The sequence below is a fragment of the Streptomyces sp. MB09-02B genome (assembly GCF_033794485.1).
In the GTDB taxonomy this organism is placed as follows: Bacteria; Actinomycetota; Actinomycetes; order Streptomycetales; family Streptomycetaceae; genus Streptomyces.
In genome coordinates this window covers 1-22,659 of record NZ_JARGEE010000116.1, presented here as the reverse complement: position 1 = coordinate 22,659, position 22,659 = coordinate 1, and the positions used below count along the sequence as shown (strand labels likewise).

Sequence of the window (22,659 nt, the reverse complement as noted above, 5' to 3'; positions counted from 1 at the left end):
CCCCGTCGCCCCGTCGCCCCGTCGCCCCGTCCCTGCCCGTCCCATTCCGGGGGTGATGCCTCTCCCCGTGCCGCCCCGTTCGCGCAGTTCCCGCGCCCCTGAGGGGTCGGGTCGGCGGTGGAGGGTTGTGGCTTCTACGCCGTTCGTGCCACAGTGCGCCCTCGTGCGCGGTACTGCGGGCTGGATATCGGGTATGTGCCCATTAACCCCATGAAACCGGACAGGGTCTGCTTCTGGACTGGGAAGTGATCGGCGTGATCGACAGAGCAGACGACTGCGCCGAGTGGACCTTCCCCGCGCAGCCGGGGGCGGTGCGGGACGCTCGGGCGGTGGTGCGGGCGCAGCTGCGCGAGTGGGGGCTGGAGGTGCTCGCCGACATCACCGCCCTGTTGGTGAGCGAGCTGGTGACCAACGCGCTGCGGCACGCGACGGGGCCCATCGGAGTGCGGCTCGTGCGTCCCGCCGACCCCTCCGGGACTCTCCTGGTCGAGGTCTCCGACCCGTTGCCCGATCCACCGCGCGAACGCGCGGCCGACGCCGACGACGAGAGCGGCCGGGGGCTGCAGTTGGTGGCCTGCTCCTCACGGGCCTGGGGTACCCGCCCCGGGGAGGCGGGCAAGACCGTCTGGTTCGAGCTCGCGGTTCCCGGCTGAGCGAACCCGTCGGCGTACAAGGTGAAGGCGCGGGTGCACGGCGGGCGTTCACGGCGTACGGCAGGGGGGAGGGGGCGGCTCCCGGGGGCGCGCGTGCGACCGACTGGTTCAAGCCAGTAGCGCTGGCTGGAGTCTTTGATTCGAGGGGGCAACCCCTGGTTAGAAGACTTGGGAGTATGTCGCAGCCGGTCCAAAAACGATCGGGACCGTGCTGTGATCGTGAACACCGTGTTGCGCGGCGCCGTAGTGCTGGATACTGCGGGCAGCCGCCCCTGGTGACCGAAGCCGGACGCGGTGAGCTGGAGGGGACGGTTCGCGTGAGCGAGATACCAGCGAAGGCCACGAAGTCCACGGGGTCAGGGAACCCGTCGGACCGCGCGAGGCCCGAGGCCGCAGACGATTCCGGCCTGGGCGGAGCCACGCGCGACAGCGGCGCCGCACGCGACAGCACGGCGGCGGAATCCGCCGGTGCCGAATCCGCCGATGGCGCGGCCGGATCCGCCGGTGTGGCGGCCGGATCCATCGATGGTCCGGGTGTCATGAGTGGTCACGCGGTCGGTGACCCGATGTGGCAGACCAGCCCGCCCGGGTCCATTTACGACTACATCAAGGTCGCTTCGTTCTCGATCGGTCCTGACGGACTCGTCGACCAGTGGAGTCTGCGGGCCGAGCAGCTGTTCGGTATCCCGGCGGAGCGTGCCATGGGGATGGACCCCATCGAGACGTTCGTCGACCCCGATCGGCGTGCGGAGGGCCAGCGGAAGATGGCCGAGGTCCTCGACGGCCGGGAGTGGACCGGGGTGGTCCCCTTCCGGATGCCGGGTCCCGGCGGGGAGGAGGGACTCGCCGAGGTCTATGTGATGCCCACCACCGTGGACAGCGGTGAACGGGCCGCCGTGTGCATCGTCGTGGACGTCCGGACCCTGCGCCGGATAGAGACCGACCTTGCCGCTTCGCAGGCCATATTCGGCCAATCTCCGTTCGGGTTCCTCCTGATAGACCCCGATCTCCGGGTGAGGCGCGCCAACCAGCGTTTCGCCTCCATCTACGGCGGCGAGGTCGACGACCACCGAGGCCGGGGCGTCCACGACTATCTGCAGTCCCCGGAGGCCGAGCGGGTCGAGGCGACCCTGCGGCGGGTCATGGAGACCGGCGACTCGATCACGGACATGCACATCACGGGCTTCGTGCCCGGCTCCGAGGAGCGCCGCCACTGGTCCATCAACCTCTTCCGCGTGCACAGCGGCACCGGCCGCCCCATCGGCATCGCATGGCTCGCCACCGACATCACGGCCCGCCGCTCCGCCGCCCGTGAAGCAGCCGCCGCCCGGCGGAATCTCGCCCTCCTCAACGAGGCCGGGACGCGCATCGGCAACTCCCTCGACCTGGAGACCACCGCCCGCGAACTCCTCGACGTCGTCGTCCCCGGCTTCTGCGACCTGGCCACCGTCGACCTCTACCAGGGCCTGCTGGTGGGCGACGAGACCCCGCCCGGACTCGCCGACGGCAGCGCCGAGCTGCGCCGGGTCGCCTTCGCCAGCGCCGTCTCCGACGCGCCGTTCGTCGGCGGACCCGCCCCCGTACGCGTCGGGGCCGTCCACCACTACCCGTTCAACTCGGCCTGCTCGGACGCCCTGCGCACCGCCCGCCCCCAGGAGGTGCCCGAGGAGGGCAACCTGATCCAGTCGACGCTCGCCGTGCCGATGGTCGCGCACGACACCGTCGTCGGGCTCGTGCAGTTCTCCCGGACCAAGGGCAGCGAGCCGTTCGGGGAACGCGACCGGGGCCTCGCCGTCGAACTGGCCGCGCGTGCCGCCGTCTGTATCGACAACGCGCGCCTGTACCGCCGCGAACACGAGCGCGCCCTCATCCTGCAGCGCTCCCTGCTGCCGCCGGGCGACCCCGAGGCCTCCGGGCTCGACATCGCCTGCCGCTATCTGCCGGGCAACGCGGCCACCGAGGTCGGCGGCGACTGGTTCGACGTCATCGAACTCCCCGGTCACCGCACGGCACTCGTCGTCGGCGACGTGATGGGCCGCGGACTGCGGGCAGCGGTGGCGATGGGTGAACTTCGTACGGCTGTTCGTACGTTGGCCCTGCTGGACCTGGAGCCCGCCGAGGTCCTCTCGGCGCTCGACGAGATCGCCCGCGGCCTCGGCACCCCCGGCGGCGTCCAGTCGACCTCCCGCACCGCCGCCAGTCGGCCCAGCGACAAGGACCTTTCCGAGGTCTACCTCGCGACCTGCGTCTACGCCGTCTACGACTCGGTGACCCGCCGCTGCACCTTCGCCAACGCCGGCCATCTGCCGCCGGTGCTGGTCGAGCCGGGCGAGAGCGCGCTGATGCTCGACGTGCCGCCCGGTATGCCGCTCGGCGTCGGCGGCGAGCCGTTCGAGGAGGTGGAGGTCGAACTGCCCGAAGGGGCACTGTTGGCGCTCTACACGGATGGACTGGTCGAATCCCGCGACCACCCCCTCGACGAGGGCCTCCAGGCGTTCGTCGGCGCGCTCACCGACCCCGGTCAGCCGCCGACCACGCTCCGCGCGGACACCCCCCGGTCCCTGGAGGACGTGTGCGACCACGTCCTCAACACCCTCGACACCCATCATGGCGAGGACGACATCGCGCTGCTGATGGCCCGGGTGCAGGGGCTGCCGGAGGACTCCGTCGGCGACTGGACCCTGCCGCGTGAGCCGCGCAGCGTGGGGCGCGCCCGTGAGTACGCCCGCGGACGACTGCAGGCGTGGGATCTGGAGCCGCTCGTCGACACGGCGGAACTGCTGGTCAGCGAGCTGGTCACCAACGCGCTGCGGTACGGCGAGGGCGAGATACGGCTGCGGCTGCTGCTGGACAGGACGCTGGTGTGCGAGGTCTGGGACGCCGGGCTCGTGCAGCCGCGTCGGCGTCGCGCCCGGGACACGGACGAGGGCGGACGGGGGTTGCAGCTGGTCGGGCTGCTCTCCGCCGCGTGGGGCTCGCGCCGGACGCCTCGCGGCAAGACGGTGTGGTTCGAACTGCCGTTGCCGGGTGGGGAGCACGGGCTGACGGATGCGGCGGAGGCGTTGCTGAGCCTGTTCTAGGGGGAGGGGATCCTGGGCTGGGTCTCGTCAGCTTGTTCTAGAACTGACCGCTCATCGCCCTGCGGGCCCGCGTGGCTGTTCCGCCGTAGCAGGCGGGGCCGCGCAGGTCCGCTCTGCCGGTGCCGTCGGGGGGCTCGCCGAGGATGATGCCGCCCAGGAGGGCTCCGGCGAGGCCGTCGCCGACGGGGCCGCCGTACGGGTTGCCGTACGCCCGTACGTCCTGCTCTGCCAGGTCGCGGGCCTCCTGGGCGAGGGTGTCCGCCCGTCGGGCGTGGTCGGAGTTCCCGGGGTCGCCGTCGTCCAGTCCCAGGTGCCGTTGCGCCTCCGACAGCCGGGTCCTGGCCCGTACGCCCACCGCCGCCCGGTGGGTGGTGATGAAGTCGGCCGCGGCCGCGACGGCGCTGCGGGACGGCAGCCGCCAGCGGCTCCGACGGCGCAGGACGTCGAGGGGGTCGTCGTACGCGCCCGTGCCGGGGGCGCCCTGCTTCGCGAACTCGGTCGCGCGGGCCAGCTCCACGGCGAGCCGCTCCACTCCGGTCACGAACAGGTCCGCCTGGTCGATCGCGCCCTCGGCGGCCCGGAGGTGTACGGCCGCGGTGTCCAGGTCGCCCGGGTAGGCGGACTGACGGGCCCGGTTCAGTTCGGTGGTGGCGAAGACCAGACGGTCCTTGGCCTGCTCGACGTGGCCGGTGACGGGGAGGGCGGCGGTGCGGGCGTAGGTGTCGCGGAGGGCGGTGAGGGTGGTGGCCGCGGTCGCGGTACGGCCGGTCAGCTCACGGAAGCGGGCCTCCGCGTACTCCAGCGCGGGGGTGATGTCCCGCTCCAGGGACCGGAGTTGATCGAAGGCGGGGGTCGCCGTGTCGAGCCGTCGCTGTGCCGTCGTACACCGGGTGAGGATCTCCTCCAGCAGCGCGCGCTCCTCGTCGGGTGTCAGCGCCCCACTCTCCTCGTCCAGCCGCTGCCCCGCCCCGAACGCGGCCACCAACTCACCCCGCGCATCCGCCAACGCCTCCACGAACGGCCGCACCGCGTCCCGCGTCGCGGGCGTCTCGGCGAAGGGCTGAGCCGGATCGAGCGCGAACGCCTTCACCTGGTGCGGCCCACGCGGGCCGGCCGCCGACGGTTTCTCCTCGCCGGGCTTCTCCGCTTCCGGTTTCCCGGGGTCGGCCTCGTCGGCCTCGTCGGCCTCGTCGGCGTCCGGCTTCCGGGCGTCCGCCCCCGGCCCGGGCCTCTCCGCCTCCGGTCCATCCGCGCCGGGCTTCTTCGCCTCCGGTCCATCCGCGCCGGGCTTCTTCGCCTCCGGTCCATCCGCGCCGGGCTTCTTCGCCTCCGGTCCATCCGCGCCGGGCTTCTTCGCCTCCGGTCCATCCGCGCCGGGCTTCTTCGCCTCCGGTCCATCCGCGCCGGGCTTCTTCGCCTCCGGGGCGTCGGCGTCGGGCTGTCCCGCGTCTGGGGCGTCGGCGTCGGGCTGTCCCGCGTCCGGGCCGTCCGCGTCCGGTTCCCCCGTGTCCGATACCTCGATGTCCCGCCCGGCCGCGTCGCTGTGGCTGGAGGGGCCCGCTGTAGGGCGTTCGGCGCCGTCGCGGTCCGTGGTGTCATCCGCGTGCGGCCTGGCGGCCCCGTGATCCGGCGCGCCCTCCGTGGGCGGCCCGGCCTCGTCCTGTCCCGGCGGATCGTCCCCGAGCGGCTCGGTGACAGCCCGGCCCGGGCGGGCCGCCGCGTAGCCGAGTTCCTCGGTGCTGGTGCGGATGCTGTCGTCGGTCTCGACGAGCAGGCGTCGGGCGCGGCGGTGCAGGTCGGACAGGGGGGTGGTGGGGGGCTCGTAGACGCCGGTCGGGGTCGTGCGCAGCCGGGCGCGTCGCCTGCGTCGTACGAGGGAGTACGCGGCGACGGCGACGGCCGTGCCCGCGGCCGCCACCGGCAGAACCAGATCCGAGCCGGAGCTGTCGTCGGCCGGAGCCGCGTTCCCGTCCGCGTCCGGGTCGACGACGAGCCGACCGGGGGCGGCAGCCGCCGGCCACTCGCCGACGGGCGGTCCCATGACCCTGGCCGCGGGCTGCCCGGTGGCGTGCGGGCCCGTGGGGTAGCCCTCCGCGGCCGTCTGCGTCGCCGTGGGCAGCAGGAGCCACGCCAGGGCCACGAGCCCCCCGAACGCGGTGTGGGCCACGCGCACGGCTATGTGGGACGTGGCCCCGCACGCTCGGCTCCTTCTCGGACGCGACGTCACATTCGGGAGCGTATGACCGGTACCGGGCGCCCGCGAGCGGGGTGGGCCGGAGTGGGGGAGCCGTCGGTGTGCGGCGGGCGGTGTGCCGGCCGCCCGCCCGGGGTCTCACCCCGTCGAGGAGCGCCTCCTGATCTTCGAGCCCAGCCACACCAGTGGGTCGTACTTGCGGTCCACCGCCCGCTCCTTCAGCGGAATCAGCGCATTGTCGGTGATCTTGATGCCCTCGGGGCACACCTCGGTGCAGCACTTGGTGATGTTGCAGTAGCCGAGACCGTGTTCGTCCTGGGCCGTCTTCTTGCGGTCCAGGCCGGTGTCCTCGGCCGCGTCCAGCGGGTGCATGTCCAGTTCCGCGACACGCATCAGGAAGCGGGGGCCGGCGAAGGCCGGCTTGTTCTCCTCGTGGTCGCGGACGACGTGGCAGGTGTCCTGGCACAGGAAGCACTCGATGCACTTCCGGAACTCCTGCGGACGGTCCACGTCCTCCTGCATCATCCGGTACTCGCCGGGACCGAGGGTCTCGGGAGGAACGAAGGCCGGGACCTCGCGCGCCTTCTGGTAGTTGAACCCGACGTCGGTGACGAGGTCGCGGACCACGGGGAAGGCGCGCAGGGGGGTGACGGTGATCGTCTCCTCCCGCGTGAACACCGACATGCGGGTCATGCACATCAGCCGGGGCCGCCCGTTGATCTCCGCCGAGCACGAACCGCATTTGCCCGCCTTGCAGTTCCAGCGGACCGCGAGGTCGGGGGCCTGGGTGGCCTGGAGGCGGTGGATGATGTCGAGGACCACCTCGCCGTCGTTGACCTCGACCTCGAAGTCCTCCAGGTCGCCGCCCCGCACATCACCACGCCACACCTTGAAGCGGGCCTCGTAACCGCTCATGACAGCGGCTCCTCGTAGCTGCTCACTCGTAGAGCTCCTCTTCGGCGAGGTACTTGACCAGCTCCTCCTTGTCGAAGAGGGCGAGCAGGTCGGGACGGATGGCTTCGGTGGTCTCTCGGCTGAGGGCGATCGGGCCGACGACGGCGTCACCCGCCGCTGCCGCCGGGTCGGTGAGCCGGCAGAGCAGGTTGACGCGCCGCCACGCGCGGTCCATCGTCGGATGGTCCTCGCGGGTGTGGCCGCCACGGGACTCCGTGCGCTCCAGTGCCGCCCGCGCCACGCACTCGCTGACCAGCAGCATGTTCCGCAGGTCCAGGGCGAGGTGCCAGCCGGGGTTGAACTGCCGGTGCCCCTCGACACCCGCCCGGCGCGCCCGTACCCGCAGATCGGCGAGCCTCTCCAGCGCCTGCTCCATCTCGCCCTCGCGGCGGATGATGCCGACCAGGTCGTTCATGGCCTGCTGGAGTTCCTGGTGCAGGGTGTACGGGTTCTCCGGCGGCCGGCTCCCCGCCGCGTCGGGCTGCCCGGGTGCGGGACCCTCGGCGGAGAACGGGCGCAGCGCCTCGGCGGCGGCCGTGTCGACCTCGATGTCGTCCACCGGAGGACGCGCACCGGCCAGGCCCGCCGCGTACTCGGCCGCGTGCAGGCCCGCCCGGCGGCCGAAGACCAGCAGGTCGGAGAGCGAGTTGCCGCCCAGCCGGTTGGAGCCGTGCATCCCGCCGGCCACCTCACCGGCCGCGAACAGGCCCGGCACCCCGCGCGCCGCCGCCGTGTCCGACTCGACCGCGATCCCGCCCATCACGTAGTGACAGGTCGGCCCGACCTCCATCGCCTCCGCCGTGATGTCGACGTCCGCCAGCTCCTTGAACTGGTGATACATGGACGGCAGCCGGCGCCGGATCGTCTCCGCAGGCATACGTGTCGACACGTCCAGGAAGACCCCGCCGTGCGGCGAGCCCCGGCCTGCCTTCACCTCGGCGTTGATGGCCCGAGCCACCTCGTCGCGCGGCAGCAGCTCGGGCGGGCGCCGGTTGTGGTCCGGGTCCTCGTACCAGCGGTCGCCCTCCTCCTCGGACTCCGCGTACTTCTCCTTGAAGACGTCCGGGATGTAGTCGAACATGAACCGCTTGTTCTCGGAGTTCCTGAGCACCCCGCCGTCCCCGCGCACCGACTCCGTGACGAGGATGCCCTTCACCGACGGCGGCCAGACCATGCCCGTCGGATGGAACTGCACGAACTCCATGTTCAGCAGCGGCGCACCCGCCAGCAGGGCCAGCGCGTGGCCGTCGCCCGTGTACTCCCACGAGTTCGACGTCACCTTGAAGGACTTGCCGATGCCCCCGGTGGCGATGACCACGGCGGGCGCTTCGAGCACGAAGAAGCGCCCGGACTCGCGCTCGTACGCGAACGCCCCGGACACCCGGTCGCCGTCCTTCAGGACCCGGGTGACGGTGCACTCCTGGAAGACCTTCAGCCGGGACTCGTAGTCACCGGTCTCCTTGTGGTCCTCCTGCTGGAGCGCGACGATCTTCTGCTGGAGCGTGCGGATCAGCTCCAGGCCCGTACGGTCGCCGACGTGGGCGAGGCGCGGGTACTCGTGGCCGCCGAAGTTGCGCTGCGAGATGCGGCCGTCCTTCGTACGGTCGAAGAGGGCACCCCAGGTCTCCAGCTCCCAGACCCGGTCCGGGGCCTCCTTGGCGTGCAGCTCGGCCATCCGCCACTGGTTGAGGAACTTGCCGCCGCGCATGGTGTCGCGGAAGTGGACCTGCCAGTTGTCACCGGAGTTGACGTTGCCCATGGCGGCCGCGATACCGCCCTCGGCCATCACCGTGTGGGCCTTGCCGAACAGGGACTTGCAGATCACGGCCGTACGGGCGCCCCGCTCGCGGGCCTCGATGGCGGCGCGCAGTCCGGCGCCGCCGGCGCCGATCACGACGACGTCCCACTCCTGTCGTTCGACCACGGACATCAGAACAACCTCGGATCGTCGAAGGCGCCGGACGCGACCAGGTACACGTAGAAGTCGGCGAGCGCCACGCTCACCAGCGAGGCCCAGGCGAGTTGCATGTGACGGGCGTTCAGCTTGCCGACCCACTGCCACATCCGGTAGCGCACGGGATGCTTGGAGAAATGCTTCAGCTTGCCGCCGACGATGTGCCGGCAGGAGTGGCAGGAGAGGGTGTACGCCCAGATCAGCACGATGTTGACGAGGAACACGAGGGTGCCGAGGCCCATGTGGCCCCACTCGTACGTCTCGTCGCGGAAGGCGAGGACCGTGTCGTAGGTGAGGATGCCGGCGACCAGCAGGGCGGCGTAGAAGAAGTACCGGTGCAGGTTCTGCAGGATCAGCGGGAAGCGGGTCTCGCCCGAGTACGTCTGGTGCGGCTCGGCCACCGCGCAGGCGGGCGGGGACGCCCAGAAGCCGCGGTAGTAGGCCTTGCGGTAGTAGTAGCAGGTCAGGCGGAAGCCGAGCGGGAAGATCAGGATGATGATCGCCGGTGAGATGCCCCACCAGCCGCCGAAGATCTCCCAGTTGGGGCCGCCCTGCATGGGCTCGCAGCGTTCCGCGAGACAGGGCGAGTAGAACGGCGAGACGTACGGGGCGGCGTAGTAGTGCTCGTCCGCGAAGGCCCGCCAGGTCGAATACACGATGAAGGCGAGCAGTCCGGCGGCCGTGGCGGCGGGGGCCAGCCACCAGCGGTCGGTGCGCAGGTGCGGGGCGGAGATCGCGGCGCGCGTACGGATCCGCACGCCGCCGCGCTGTGGAAGGGGTTCTGTTGCCGGTGGTTCCGTACCAGTGGCCAACGGGGGACTCCCGGTCGGGTTGGTTGTCGGGGGTGGGCGGACGACGGCGGTCAGGGGGCGCGGCGGTCGCGGGAGCCGAGGCCCTCGTCGTCCGAGTCCGTCCACAGGGAGCTGTCGTACGGGGTGTCGGGGATGGGGACGAGATCGGGGCGGCGCGGCTTCGCCAGGGAGGCGGCGGCCTCGCCGAGCAGCGCGATGCTCTCACGCAAGTGGTCGGCGTCGGTGCGGACGCGGCGTATCTCCAGCCCGCTGCCGCCGAGTTGTTGCTCCAGGCGGCGTACGGACCGGGTCAGTTCGTCCAGGCAGCGCCGGACCGACGTCAAGTCGTCGTGCACGGACATGACTTGCCCTCGCTTTCAGGGGGTGGTGGGCCCCAAGGCGGCAACGTTCATGCGCCTGCGAGTGTCGCGCGTCACACCTGCCGGTGGGAAGCGGTTTGCGGTTTTCTTTTGCGCGGGTCGGGGTGGGCCGGGTGTGTTCGTGGTCGGGTGCGGGTCCGTGGGGCTTCTCGCGCAGTTCCCCGCGCCCCTGAAAAGCAGGGGCTGCGCCCCGTGCTTTTCAGGCCCGAAAGGGCCGTAGGGCCGTAGGGCCGTAGCTTCAGTTCTAGGCCCTTGAGGGGCGCGGGGAAGGGCGCGACCAGCCCCCACGCACCCGCACCCGACAACGAGACCCTTCCGGCCGCACCCCCGGAGGGCGACGCCGCCAAACGGGTGGGTTCCGGGGTGGCCCCCGTCGTGTCGGCGGCCCCACGACAACCGCGTCCTCTTCAGTGGGCCGCATCCGTCTGATCAGCTCCATATACCGCCGAACGTGATCAGAGCCACCCCCGTCCCCGTTCTCCCACCGCGGAGCGAGGAGGTCGCCATGACGCCGATTCCCCACGACCGCGTTCGACCGCGCGCCACGCGCCGCTCGCTGGTGTTCCTCGCCGCCGGCGTGCTCACGATGCCCGTGCTGAGCGGATGCGGTGAGGAGGACCCGGCGGGCAGGCCCGTCGCCGAGCAGGACATCGCTCCCGCCGCGCGGAACCTGGTCGCCGACGGCGGCACCCTGCGCTGGGCCGTGGACGCCGTACCGGAGACGTTGAACACGTTCCAGGCGGACGCCGACCCGGCCACCGCACGGATCGCCGGCGCCGTGCTGCCGTCGATGTACCGCCTCGACGCCAGCGGACGCCCCGAGATCAACTCCGACTACGTGGAGTCCGCGAAGGTCGTCGAGCGCGAGCCGCGGCAGGTCGTGCTCTACAAGCTCAACCAGCAGGCGGTGTGGAGCGACGGCCGGGAGGTCGGCGCCGCCGACTTCGCCGCCCAGTGGCGGGCCCTGTACGGCAAGGACTCCGCGTACTGGACGGCCCGCAACGCCGGCTACGAACGCATCGAGAAGATCGAACGGGGCGAGAACGACCTGGAGGTCCGGGTCACCTTCGCCCGTCCGTACGCCGACTGGAAGTCGCTGTTCTCGCCGCTGTACCCGAAGCAGGTGATGGGCACCCCGGACTCCTTCAACGACGGCGCCCGCAAGAAGCTCAAGGTCACAGCCGGTCCGTTCGCGTTGAAGGACATCGACCGCAAGGCCGGCGAGGTCACCCTCACCCGTAACCCCCGCTGGTGGGGCCGCACCGCCAAGCTCTCGACCCTGGTGCTGCGTGCCGTGCCGCGTACCGAGCGGGTCGAGGCGCTGGCCGACGCCAAGGTCGACATCGCCGAGGTCGACTCGGTCCAGGCCGAGCGGATCATGCTCGCCCACCGTGAGAAGAAGGAGGCGGAGAAGAAGGAGGCGGGGGCGGCCGGGCCGCTCTCGCAGCGCGATTCCGCGAAGGCGCTGCGCTCCTGGGCCGTCGCGCACGGCTCGGACGAGAAGGCCGCCGAGGACGAGATCAGCGCCCGGAAGAAGCGGCGCGAGGCACTCGCCGAGCACACCGCCCAGCAGTCCGCCCTGAGCGGCTTCACCGTCCGCCGCTCCCTGGAGCCCGCCTACACCCAGCTCGCCCTGAACGGTTCCGACGGTCCGCTCGCCGACGAGCGGGTCCGCCGCGCCGTGGCCCGCGCGATCGACCGTGAGAAGCTCGCCGCCCTCGTCCTGGAGCCGCTCGGCCTGCCCGCCGTCCCCGTCGGCAGCCACCTCGCCCTCGCCGGCCAGGCCGCCTACGCCGACAACAGCGGCGCTCTCGGCGGCCAGGACACCGACGAGGCACGCGCCCTCCTCGCCGACGCCGGCTGGGAACAGGGCGGGCCCCTCGCGCCGGGCAAGAAGGCGGCCGGTTCGGAGGACGAGCAGGAGCAGACCTCCAAGGACTCCAAGGACTCGAAGGACTCCAAGCACTCGAAGGACAAGGATTCCGAGGACCCCAAGGGCGGCTCCCGGGACTCCAAGGCCTCCGCGGACTCCGCGGACGAGAGCACCTACATCGTCGGCCAGGACGACAAGCCCGCCGACGCCGACGCCGACGACAAGGAGGGCGAGGCGGGCGCGAACCTCGCCCAGGACGGCAAGCAGTTCAAGCCGGGCGGTGTGCCCGGCGCGTACGCCCCGCGCGGGACGCGGGCGCCCGCCGACGCCGCGAAGGGGCCCCTCGCCAAGAACGGCAAGCTGCTGACGCTGCGGTTCGTGCTGCCGTCGGGTCCGGGCACGGAGTCGCTGCGGGCCGTCGGCGAACGGATCGCGACGATGCTCGATCGCGTCGGGATCCGTACGGAGATCACCAAGGTCGCGGACGAGAGCTACTTCAAGGACCACATCGCGAACGGGCAGTACGACCTCGCGCTGTACTCGTGGCCGACCTCCGCGTACCCCGCCACCGACGCCCGGCCGATCTACGCCAAGCCGGTGCCCGCGGCCGACGGCTCGCTGAACGTCGAGCAGAACTACACGCGCGTCGGCACCGACCGGGTCGACCAGCTCTTCGACCAGGCGGTGGCCACCCTCGACGAGGCCAGGACGCGCTCCCTGATCCGCAAGGCGGACGCCCGTATCTGGGCCGCCGCCGGGTCCATCCCCCTCTACCAGCGGCCCCAGCTCGTCGCCACCCGCACCGGCCTCGCGAACGCGGGCGCCTTCGGCTTCCAGACCCCGTTCTACGAGGACATGGGCTTCCTGAAGAAGGGCGCGAAGGGACCGGCGCGGCCCACGGCGAGGTAGGGGGCGTAGGGGACGTCGGGGACGACTCCCTCGCGGACCCCGGCCGCCGCCCCGTGTCGTACGGGGCGGCGGCCGACGTACGGGGCGGCCCAAGTCGCGTCGGAGCCGGTCTGAGCTGGGCCTGGGCCGGGCTGAGCTGGGCCGGAGCAGCCCGGGGAGCCCTTGCCGCGTCGGCCCCGTACCATGGGGTGAGGCCGTGGCGTGTCCAGCCCGGCAGGGTCCGCGTGACGAGAGACATACGCGAGGGCCGTCCACACACCCCGGGAGATCGCCGCACTATGGCCACGCGCCACGACATTCGCAATGTCGCCATCGTCGCTCACGTAGACCACGGCAAGACCACTCTGGTCGACGCCATGCTCAAGCAGGCCGGTGCCTTCGCCGCGCACGCCGCCGAGTCGCTCGACGACCGCATGATGGACTCGAACGACCTGGAGCGTGAGAAGGGCATCACGATCCTCGCCAAGAACACGGCGGTCAAGTACCACCCGAAGGATGGCGGCGACGTCATCACCATCAACATCATCGACACCCCCGGCCACGCCGACTTCGGCGGTGAGGTCGAGCGCGGTCTGTCGATGGTGGACGCGGTGGTCCTGCTCGTCGACGCCTCCGAGGGCCCGCTGCCGCAGACCCGCTTCGTGCTCCGCAAGGCGCTCCAGCAGCGCCTGCCGGTCATCCTGTGCATCAACAAGACGGACCGCGCGGACTCGCGCATTGACGAGGTCGTCAACGAGACCTACGACCTCTTCCTCGACCTCGACGCCGACGAGGACCAGATCGAGTTCCCCATCGTCTACGCGTGTGCGCGTGACGGTGTCGCCTCGCTGACCAAGCCGGAGGACGGCACCGTCCCGGCCGACAGCAACAGCCTGGAGCCGTTCTTCTCCACGATCCTGTCGCACGTCCCGGCCCCGTCGTACGACGAGTCGGCCCCGCTCCAGGCGCACGTCACCAACCTGGACGCCGACAACTTCCTCGGCCGTATCGCGCTGCTCCGCGTCGAGCAGGGTGAGCTGCGCAAGGGCCAGACCGTCACCTGGATCAAGCGTGACGGCACGATGTCCAACGTCCGCATCACCGAGCTGATGATGACCGAGGCCCTCACCCGCAAGCCCGCCGAGGTGGCCGGCCCCGGTGACATCTGTGCCGTCGCCGGTATCCCGGACATCATGATCGGCGAGACCCTCGCCGACACCGAGAACCCGATCGCGCTGCCGCTGATCACGGTCGACGAGCCGGCGATCTCGATGACCATCGGCACGAACACCTCGCCGCTGGTCGGCCGCGGTGGCACCGGCAAGGGCGCGGACAACAAGGCCGCGGTCAAGGACCGCAAGGTCACCGCCCGCCAGGTCAAGGACCGCCTCGACCGCGAGCTGGTCGGTAACGTCAGCCTCCGCGTCCTCGACACCGAGCGTCCCGACGCCTGGGAGGTCCAGGGGCGTGGTGAGCTGGCGCTGGCCATCCTGGTCGAGCAGATGCGCCGTGAGGGCTTCGAGCTGACCATCGGCAAGCCGCAGGTGGTCACCAAGATCGTCGACGGCAAGGTCTACGAGCCGGTCGAGCGCATGACGATCGACGTCCCCGAGGAGCACATGGGCGCGGTCACGCAGCTCATGGGCGTCCGCAAGGGCCGGATGGACAACATGTCGAACCACGGCTCCGGCTGGGTCCGCATGGAGTTCGTCGTCCCGTCCCGCGGCCTCATCGGCTTCCGTACGGAGTTCCTGACCGGCACGCGCGGCACGGGCATCGCCCACTCTATCCACGAGGGCCACGAGCCGTGGTTCGGCACGCTGACGACCCGTAACAACGGCTCGCTCGTCGCCGACCGCTCCGGCGCCGTCACCGCGTTCGCGATGACGAACCTCCAGGAGCGCGGTGTGCTGTTCACCGACCCCGGCACCGAGGTGTACGAGGGCATGATCGTCGGTGAGAACTCGCGCTCCGACGACATGGACGTGAACATCACCAAGGAGAAGAAGCTCACGAACATGCGGTCCTCCTCGGCCGACTCGTTCGAGGCGATCGTCCCGCCGCGCAAGCTCTCCCTGGAGCAGTCCCTGGAGTTCTGCCGCGACGACGAGTGCGTCGAGGTGACCCCGGAGGCCGTGCGCATTCGCAAGGTCAACCTGGACGCCCGCGAGCGCGCGCGTGCCGCGAGCCGCGCCAAGCACGGCTGACGGAGCACGGACCTGGTCCGGTCCCCGCTTCTGCGGGGACCGGACCACCACGTCGGTTCCCAGGGCTCCCCCGAGAGACGCTACGCGTGTAGACTGACTCGACCGCACTGCACGCCCACGCGCCGTCGAGCCATCTGTCGAAGCGTCAAGTCCCGGTTCCCCGACCTGTGATGGGTCGGGCTTCAGGTGTATCCGCATACAGGGGAGGTCCCATGGGGATGCTGGGGATTCCGGGGAGATTGCGAAGAGCGCGCAAGGGAGGCTGGACTTCCGGCCGGGATGCTTCGGTTGACTGTCTGTCGACTGTGCGGCGCTGTTCGGATATCGGTGTTGCAGCGATCAAGTTTCGGACATGTAAACAAAAATCGTTCCGCGTATGTCCGTTTCGTCGGTTTCCCGTCTCACCTGTCAAGCGCGACCAGGTGTCAATCTTTGCAATTTTTGCTCAAAATATGGACGGTAGGGAGATCCCTATGTCTTCCGCCCTTGACGCGCGTTGACCCGTTTGGCGAAAGTTCCCCCAAACCACAGAACCCGCCGGTATCTGTGCTGCGCTCAACTCTCCAACCCCCCGGGGGAAGAACAGACATGACCAGTCCAACCAAGGCCGAGGGCTCCGGGTCCGCGGTCGCCTTGGACCCCGAGCTCGAGACGACCGCCGAGGTCGCCAAGGGTGAGAAGAAGCTTGAGGGTCGTTCCCCCGGGCAGTTGATGTGGCAACGGTTCAAGCGGGACCGTACTGGAGTCGTCTCCGCGTGCGTAGTGATTTTCTTCTTCACCATCGCCGCGCTCGCGCCGGTGATCGCGAGCGTGTACGGCAAGAACCCCTACACGCTCTACGCGCAGGAGCCCGACTACCCGTTCCTGCTCGACGACTTCGCGATGCCCACCGGTTCCTTCGGTGGCATGTCGGGTGACTTCTGGTTCGGCGTCGAGCCGAAGCTGGGCCGCGACGTGTTCACGATGCTGCTGTACGGCATGCGGACGTCGCTGTACATGGCGGTCATCGTCACCGTGCTCAGTGTGCTCACCGGCGTCCTCATCGGCATGATCGGCGGCTACTTCGGCGGTCGTGTCGACTACTGGGTGGGCCGGATCACCGACTTCTTCCTCGGCTTCCCGCAGCAGCTGTTCTTCATCGCCTTCATGCCGGTCGTCACCGCGCTGTTCGTCGACCCGCGCGACGAGACGCCGACCTACCTGCGTGCCGTGGCCATCGTCCTGGTGATGTGGTTCCTCGGCTGGATGGGCCTCGCCCGTCTGGTGCGCAGTTCCGTCCTCTCCCTGCGCGAACGCGAGTTCGTGGAGGCGGCCAAGGTGTCCGGGGCCTCGCCCTGGCGCATCGTCCGCAAGGAGATCCTGCCGAACATCGTCACCCCGATCCTGGTGCAGGGCACGTACATCCTGCCCAGCACGATCCTCTCCATCGCCTTCCTCTCGTTCGTCGGTGTGGGCTTCCCCGAGCCCACCCCCGACTGGGGCCGGATGTTCGCCGTCGGCGCCGACGTCTACGAGCAGGACCCGATGTTCATGTTCTTCCCGGGCGTGGCGATGGTGGTGTTCGTGCTCTGCTTCAACCTTCTCGGCGACTCCGTCCGGGACGCATTCGACCCCAAGACCGGACGCTAATCGTCCATTGGTGGGTGGGGGGACTGCCGCCCCCGACCCGGGTTCTCCCGGGCCGTCAGGCAGTACTCGTGGACAACTATCGACAGGTAGGTGCATAGGCATCATGAAGCCCATCAGAAACCGCACCGCGCGCGCCGCGGCCGTCGCCCTCGTGGCCGGCTCGCTCGCGCTCGCCGGCTGCGCGGACAACGGCAAGGGCGAGACGAAGGACAACTCCAAGTCCCAGAAGGACGCCGCCGAGCAGTCGAAGCCTGTCGCCTACGGCGACGCCGCCGCCTCCAACGGTCCGGCCGAGCCGGTGAAGGGTGCCAAGCCCGGCGGTGTCATCAACGTCTACCAGCAGTCGGACATCACCCACCTGGACCCGGGGCAGATCTACGTCTCCGACGCCGGTCAGCTCGCGAACCTGATCCACCGCGGTCTGACGAACTACCAGGAGGACGACAAGGGCAACCTGACGGTCGTCGGTGACATCGCCACCGACTCCGGCAAGTCCTCCGACGGCGGCAAGACCTGGACGTACACGCTCAAGGACGGCATCAAGGACGAGGACGGCAACGCCATCACCTCGGCCGACGTCCGTCACACCATCGAGCGTCAGTACTCCAAGGTCATCTTCGACGGCCCGACGTACATCCAGAGCTGGCTGTCCGGCTCCGACTACCGCAAGGCGCTGCCGGACGGTCCGTACAAGGGCAAGCACCTGCCGGACACCGTCCTGGAGACCCCGGACGACAAGACGGTCGTCTTCCACTTCGACCAGCCGCGCCCGGACCTGCCGCAGGCCCTGGCCATGGCCGGCTACGCCATCGTGCCCGAGAAGCAGGACACGAGGGAGAAGTACGACAAGGCGCCGGCCTCCCTCGGCCCGTACAAGATCTCCGAGCTCAAGGCGGGCAAGTCGCTGACGCTGGTCAAGAACGACCAGTGGGACCCCAACACGGACGCCGTTCGTCACCAGTACGTCGACGGCTTCAACTTCACCAACACCATCGACCAGGCCAGCCAGACCAAGCGTCTGATCGCCGACCAGGGCGAGGCCAAGAACGCCATGCAGTTCACGGACCCCGTGGACCCGGCGCAGATGTCGACGGTGATCACCAACCCCGAGACGAAGAAGCGCACCATCCAGGGCTACCAGCCCTACGTGTGGCAGCTGACCTTCAACCTCGACGCCGCCGCCGTCAAGGACAAGAAGGTCCGCGACGCGATCACCTACGCGATCCCGTCGCAGGCCATGGTCCAGGCCGACGGTGGCCGCTACGGCGGTGAGGTCGCCGGTGGTCTGATGGCGCCGACCCTGCCAGGCTACGACGCGTCCTACGACCCGTTCGGCAAGCAGAAGAAGCCCAACGGTGACCTGGACAAGGCCAAGGCGCTGCTGAAGGAGGCGGGTGTCAAGGAGGGCACGAAGCTCACCTACGCCTACTCCAACACCCCGCGTGGCCAGGCCCAGCAGGTGATCATCAAGGACGCGCTGGCCAAGATCGGCTTCGACGTCCAGGCCAAGGAGATCGACCGGGCCAGCTTCTACGAGCAGGTCGGCAAGCTGGACAACCCGTACGACATCTACATGACCGGCTGGGGCCAGGACTGGTCCTCCCCGTCCACGGTCATCACCCCGGTCTACGACGGCACGCTGGTCGCCGACGGTGGCTCGAACTACTCCCACATCAAGGACGCCAAGGTCGACGCCCTCATCAAGAAGGCTCTGACCGAGGAGCCCGAGGCCGCCGCCAAGACGTGGGAAGAGGCTCACCACCGCATCGTGGAGGAGATCAACCCGGCCGCCCCGGTCTACTACTCGAAGCAGATCCAGCTCTTCGGATCGAACATCGGTGGTGCCCGGTACAGCACGGAGTCGAGCTACATCGACATCAACGACGTGTTCCTGAAGCAGCCGTAATACGTCAGTCCGGCCAGTCCGGCTGATCCGCGGGGGTGTGCGCCAGGCGGAGCGCACCCCCGCGGTCGGTTCCACCCCCTCCGACCGCCGCGTTTCGAAGAGAGCATCCACCCGCCATGCTTCAGTTCCTCATCCGCAGGCTGATCGGCGCCTTCGTCATCATGTTCCTGATCGGCGCCTTCACGTTCTTCCTGTTCTATACGATCCCCCAAGACTTCGCGCAGCTGTCCTGTGGCAAGAACTGCTCCCCCGAGAACATCGCGGTCATCAGAGAGAACCTCGGCCTCGACAAGCCCATCACCACGCAGTTCTGGGAGTTCATGTCGGGCATCGTTCTCGGCCGGGACTTCCCGGTGGGGCACTGCTCCGCACCCTGCCTGGGTGTGTCCTTCCAGAGCGGTGACTTCGTCTGGGACTCCATCGTCGACAGCTTCCCGCTCACGCTGTCGCTGACCGTCGGCGGTCTGGTCATCTTCCTGGTGTTCGGCCTCGGCGCGGGTCTGATCGCCGCCTGGAAGCGCGGCACCGCCGTGGACAAGGCCGTCAGCGGCGCCTCGATGGTGCTCAGCTCGTTCCAGATCTACTTCCTCGGTCCGATCGTCCTCGGCATCTTCGTCTTCAGTACCGGCTGGATGGAGAGCCCCAAATACGTACCGATCACCGAGGACCCGGTGGGCTGGTTCATGGGCCTGCTGATCCCCTGGGCCGTCATGGCCACGATCTTCACCGCGCAGTACACGCGTATGGCCCGCTCGACGATGATCGAGCAACTGGCGGAGGAACACGTCCGGACGGCCCGCGCGAAGGGCATGAAGCAGCGGTACGTATTCTTCCGTTATGCCTGGCGTGGTTCACTCATTCCGATCGTCACGATCATCGGTATGGACCTCAGTGCGTTGCTGTCCGGCGCGGTCGTCACGGAGTTCACCTTCGACCTGGCCGGCCTCGGACGTCTTTCGGTCGACTCCTCGCTCGGCAAGGACATCCCGGCGACGATGGGCGTGATGCTGTTCGGCGCCTTCTTCATCCTGATGCTGAACATCATCGTGGACATCGCCTACGCCTACATCGACCCGCGCGTGCGCCTCAGCTAGGAGAAATACCGTGACCACTCTGACCAAGACCGAAGGTGAGAAGGCCCCGACCGGGCCGGAGGCCTTCCTCTCGGTCCGCGACCTGCGGGTGCGGTTCTCCACCGAGGACGGCATAGTCAAGGCCGTCGACGGGCTCTCCTTCGACGTCGAGCGCGGCAAGACGCTGGGCATCGTGGGCGAGTCGGGCTCCGGCAAGTCCGTGACCAACCTGACCGTCCTCGGCCTGCACAACCCCAAGACCACCACCGTCGAGGGCGAGATCATCCTCGACGGGAAGGAACTCGTCACCGCCAAGGAGAAGGAGCTGGAGCAGCTCCGCGGCAACAAGGTGGCGATGATCTTCCAGGACCCGCTGACGGCGCTCTCGCCGTACTACACGGTGGGCCGGCAGATCGCCGAGCCGTTCATGAAGCACACCGGCGCCTCCAAGAAGGAGGCCCGGCAGCGGGCGATCGAGATGCTGGCCAAGGTCGGCATCCCGCACCCGCAGACCCGCGTGGACGACTACCCGCACCAGTTCTCCGGCGGTATGCGTCAGCGCGCCATGATCGCCATGGCCCTGGTCTGCGACCCCGACCTGCTGATCGCGGACGAGCCGACCACCGCGCTCGACGTGACCGTCCAGGCGCAGATCCTCGACCTGCTCAAGGACCTCCAGCAGGAGTTCGGCTCCGCGATCATCTTCATCACCCACGACCTCGGCGTCATCTCCGACATGGCCGACGACCTGCTGGTGATGTACTCGGGCCGGGCCGTCGAGCGCGGCAGCGTCCGTGAGGTGCTGCGCAGCCCCAAGCACCCCTACACCTGGGGTCTGCTCAGCTCGATGCCCCGCCTCGGCGGCGACACCGGGCAGGCGCTCACCCCGATCCCGGGCTCCCCGCCCAGCCTGCTCAACCCGCCCACCGGCTGCCCGTTCCACCCGCGCTGCGCCTTCACCGGTGAGGTCACCGGCAACCGCTGCAGCACGGAGCGGCCGCCGCTCGGCGAGGGGCGTGCCTCTGCCTGCCACCTGACGGCGGACCAGAAGCAGACCATCTTCATCGACAAGATCCAGCCCCGGCTGCGCTAGGGAGAACCGAGATCATGAGCGACAACCTCACCCTCCCCGCACAGCAGGGCTCCCAGGACACCACGGCCGAGACGCTGCTCAGGGTCGAGGGCCTGACGAAGCACTTCCCCATCTACGGCGGCTTCCCGATCAAACGCAAGGTCGGTGCGGTCCAGGCGGTGGACGGCATCGACCTGACCGTCGGGGTCGGCGAGAGCGTCGGTCTGGTCGGTGAGTCGGGCTGTGGCAAGTCGACCACCGGGCGGCTGATCACCCGGCTGATGGAGCCGACCGGCGGGAAGATCACCTACAGGGACCAGGACATCACCCACGCCTCGCGCAGGCAGCTGGCGCCGGTGCGGTCCGAGATCCAGATGATCTTCCAGGACCCGTACTCCTCCCTCAACCCGCGGCAGACGGTCGGCACGATCATCAAGTCGCCGATGGAGGTCAACGGGATCAACCCCGAGGGCGGCCGGGAGAAGAAGGTCCGAGAGCTGCTGGAGCTGGTCGGTCTCAACCCCGAGCACTACAACCGCTTCCCGCACGAGTTCTCCGGCGGTCAGCGGCAGCGCATCGGTGTGGCCCGCGCGCTCGCCCTGAACCCGAAGCTGATCGTCGCGGACGAGCCGGTCTCGGCGCTGGACGTGTCGATCCAGGCGCAGGTCGTGAACCTGCTCCAGAAGGTCCAGGACGAACTGGGCATCGCGTTCCTGTTCATCGCGCACGACCTCGCCATCGTCCGGCACTTCTCGAAGCGCGTGGCGGTCATGTACCTCGGCAAGATCGTCGAGGTGGCGGACCGGGACTCGCTGTACAACCGGCCCCGGCACCCGTACACCCACGCCCTGCTCTCGGCGGTGCCCGAGGTGGCGATCGACGACGAGGTCGAGACGAAGGAGCGGATCCGGCTCGCCGGTGACGTGCCCTCGCCGATCGCGCCGCCGTCCGGCTGCCGCTTCCGGACGCGGTGCTGGAAGGCCCAGGACAAGTGCGCCTCCGAGGAGCCGCCGCTGGTCCAGCTCTCCGGCAACCTGGCCGGCCACCTGACGGCCTGCCACTTCCCGGAGGACCCGACGACCGAGGCCCGCGCCGAGGACGTCGTGCTGGACCCGGCGCTCAAGGCGCTGGAGGACAGCGCGCCGGGGGATTCCGGCGCGAAGGTCACGAAGGACTGACGACTGACCTGATCGAGTCCTTGAGGGCTCGTCGTACGACGGTGATGATCCCGGTACCGGGGTCGGGACCGGTGCCGGGGCCGAACCGCCCCGCCTCCGACTCCCGCGTCGCCGCTGTGCGACGAGCCCTGTTCATGTGTGGACGAACCGCTGGTACGGAGAGCTTTCGACGGGGGCGTGTGAACGGATGTGTTCCGGACGGGTGATGGACGACGGTACGGCGGCCGCCGTCCTGTTCGACGTGGACGGGGTGCTGATCGACACCGCCGACGCGCACGGGCGGGTCTGGCGGGCCTGGGCGCGGGCCCGGGGGCTGGACCCCGAGGCCGTGTGGATGGCCACGCAGGGACGGCGGCGGGCGGACATCCTGCGGCTGGTGGCGCCGGAGCGCGATCCGGCGGAGGAACACCGGGCTCTGGACCGGCTGATGGCGGCCGAGGAACCCGGCTTCCGGGCCTTCGACAGGGCCGCCGGGCTGCTGCGCGCCCTGCCGCCGGGCCGCTGGGCCGTCGTCACCTCCAGCCGTGCCGAGCCCACCGCCGCCCGGCTGGCCGGCACGGGGCTGGTGGTGCCCGAGGTGCGCGTCTGCGCCGAGGACGTGTCCGAGGGAAAGCCGTCGCCCGAGGGCTACCTGACCGCCGCCGCACGTCTGGGCGTCGACCCGGCCCGGTGCCTGGTCCTCGAGGATGCGCCGGCGGGCATCGCGGCGGGGCTCGCGGCCGGCTGCACGGTGTATGCGGTGGCCTCCACGCACCAGCCCGAGGAACTCCGGGACGCGCACGTGTGTTTCGGGTCGTTGAGGGAGGCGGCGGGGGCGGTTCTGCGGG

The 22,659-nt window shown here is 69.8% G+C and carries 15 protein-coding genes; 10 read left to right on the top strand and 5 right to left on the bottom strand.

The annotated features are described in order from the left end of the window. The first annotated feature begins 245 nt into the window (after positions 1–245). Positions 246–653 carry an ATP-binding protein gene (locus P1P70_RS18315; protein ID WP_319238764.1) on the top strand — a complete coding sequence of 136 codons (408 nt, stop codon included), beginning with the start codon at positions 246–248 and terminating at the stop codon, positions 651–653. Between the two features lie 317 nt (positions 654–970). Continuing rightward, positions 971–3,733, top strand: coding sequence for a SpoIIE family protein phosphatase (locus P1P70_RS18310; RefSeq protein ID WP_413471489.1), 2,763 nt, complete (start codon positions 971–973; stop codon positions 3,731–3,733). Between the two features lie 37 nt (positions 3,734–3,770). Here P1P70_RS18310 and P1P70_RS18305 read toward each other — a convergent pair whose 3' ends face one another. From P1P70_RS18305 to P1P70_RS18285, 5 genes are all read right to left on the bottom strand, one after another. After that, positions 3,771–5,900 (bottom strand): hypothetical protein, encoded by a 2,130-nt coding sequence (locus tag P1P70_RS18305; RefSeq protein ID WP_319238761.1) that lies wholly within the window; start codon positions 5,898–5,900, stop codon positions 3,771–3,773. A gap of 165 nt (positions 5,901–6,065) precedes the next feature. Beyond that, positions 6,066–6,842 (bottom strand): succinate dehydrogenase/fumarate reductase iron-sulfur subunit, encoded by a 777-nt coding sequence (locus tag P1P70_RS18300; RefSeq protein ID WP_319238758.1) that lies wholly within the window; start codon positions 6,840–6,842, stop codon positions 6,066–6,068. Between the two features lie 22 nt (positions 6,843–6,864). Further along, the gene (locus P1P70_RS18295; RefSeq protein ID WP_319238755.1) at positions 6,865–8,811 is read right to left on the bottom strand and encodes a fumarate reductase/succinate dehydrogenase flavoprotein subunit; all 1,947 of its coding nucleotides are present in this window, start codon (positions 8,809–8,811) and stop codon (positions 6,865–6,867) included. Then, the gene (locus P1P70_RS18290) at positions 8,811–9,647 is read right to left on the bottom strand and encodes a hypothetical protein (RefSeq protein WP_319238753.1); all 837 of its coding nucleotides are present in this window, start codon (positions 9,645–9,647) and stop codon (positions 8,811–8,813) included. The genes P1P70_RS18295 and P1P70_RS18290 overlap by 1 nt, the downstream gene beginning before the upstream one ends. Before the next feature lie 50 nt (positions 9,648–9,697). After that, positions 9,698–9,988, bottom strand: a complete 291-nt coding sequence (locus P1P70_RS18285) for a hypothetical protein (RefSeq protein ID WP_319238750.1) — start codon at positions 9,986–9,988, stop codon at positions 9,698–9,700. Between the two features lie 523 nt (positions 9,989–10,511). Here P1P70_RS18285 and P1P70_RS18280 point away from each other — a divergent pair. The 8 genes from P1P70_RS18280 to P1P70_RS18245 all read left to right on the top strand — a co-directional run. Next, positions 10,512–12,788 (top strand): ABC transporter family substrate-binding protein, encoded by a 2,277-nt coding sequence (locus P1P70_RS18280; RefSeq protein WP_319238747.1) that lies wholly within the window; start codon positions 10,512–10,514, stop codon positions 12,786–12,788. Between the two features lie 278 nt (positions 12,789–13,066). Beyond that, positions 13,067–14,974, top strand: coding sequence for a translational GTPase TypA (typA, locus tag P1P70_RS18275; protein WP_319238745.1), 1,908 nt, complete (start codon positions 13,067–13,069; stop codon positions 14,972–14,974). Positions 14,975–15,562: 588 nt separating this feature from the next. After that, positions 15,563–16,603: an ABC transporter permease gene (locus tag P1P70_RS18270; protein ID WP_319238743.1), complete on the top strand. Its 1,041-nt coding sequence runs from the start codon at positions 15,563–15,565 to the stop codon at positions 16,601–16,603. 103 nt (positions 16,604–16,706) lie between these two features. Continuing rightward, positions 16,707–18,509: an ABC transporter substrate-binding protein gene (locus tag P1P70_RS18265; protein WP_319238740.1), complete on the top strand. Its 1,803-nt coding sequence runs from the start codon at positions 16,707–16,709 to the stop codon at positions 18,507–18,509. A 116-nt stretch (positions 18,510–18,625) separates the two neighbouring features. Continuing rightward, the gene (locus P1P70_RS18260) at positions 18,626–19,603 is read left to right on the top strand and encodes an ABC transporter permease (protein ID WP_319238737.1); all 978 of its coding nucleotides are present in this window, start codon (positions 18,626–18,628) and stop codon (positions 19,601–19,603) included. Between the two features lie 10 nt (positions 19,604–19,613). Then, positions 19,614–20,675 carry an ABC transporter ATP-binding protein gene (locus P1P70_RS18255; RefSeq protein WP_319238734.1) on the top strand — a complete coding sequence of 354 codons (1,062 nt, stop codon included), beginning with the start codon at positions 19,614–19,616 and terminating at the stop codon, positions 20,673–20,675. 14 nt (positions 20,676–20,689) lie between these two features. After that, the gene (locus P1P70_RS18250) at positions 20,690–21,832 is read left to right on the top strand and encodes an oligopeptide/dipeptide ABC transporter ATP-binding protein (RefSeq protein ID WP_319238732.1); all 1,143 of its coding nucleotides are present in this window, start codon (positions 20,690–20,692) and stop codon (positions 21,830–21,832) included. A gap of 205 nt (positions 21,833–22,037) precedes the next feature. Further along, on the top strand, positions 22,038–22,659 hold a 622-nt coding region (locus tag P1P70_RS18245), incomplete at its 3' end, for an HAD-IA family hydrolase (RefSeq protein WP_319238728.1).

Coding starts and splice junctions, on each gene's coding strand:
- P1P70_RS18300 (WP_319238758.1), bottom strand. CDS start 6,842: ATGAGCGGTTACGAGGCCCGCTTCAAGGTGTGGCGTGGTGATGTGCGG.
- P1P70_RS18265 (WP_319238740.1), top strand. CDS start 16,707: ATGAAGCCCATCAGAAACCGCACCGCGCGCGCCGCGGCCGTCGCCCTC.
- typA (WP_319238745.1), top strand. CDS start 13,067: ATGGCCACGCGCCACGACATTCGCAATGTCGCCATCGTCGCTCACGTA.
- P1P70_RS18250 (WP_319238732.1), top strand. CDS start 20,690: ATGAGCGACAACCTCACCCTCCCCGCACAGCAGGGCTCCCAGGACACC.
- P1P70_RS18285 (WP_319238750.1), bottom strand. CDS start 9,988: ATGTCCGTGCACGACGACTTGACGTCGGTCCGGCGCTGCCTGGACGAA.
- P1P70_RS18270 (WP_319238743.1), top strand. CDS start 15,563: ATGACCAGTCCAACCAAGGCCGAGGGCTCCGGGTCCGCGGTCGCCTTG.
- P1P70_RS18260 (WP_319238737.1), top strand. CDS start 18,626: ATGCTTCAGTTCCTCATCCGCAGGCTGATCGGCGCCTTCGTCATCATG.
- P1P70_RS18280 (WP_319238747.1), top strand. CDS start 10,512: ATGACGCCGATTCCCCACGACCGCGTTCGACCGCGCGCCACGCGCCGC.
- P1P70_RS18295 (WP_319238755.1), bottom strand. CDS start 8,811: ATGTCCGTGGTCGAACGACAGGAGTGGGACGTCGTCGTGATCGGCGCC.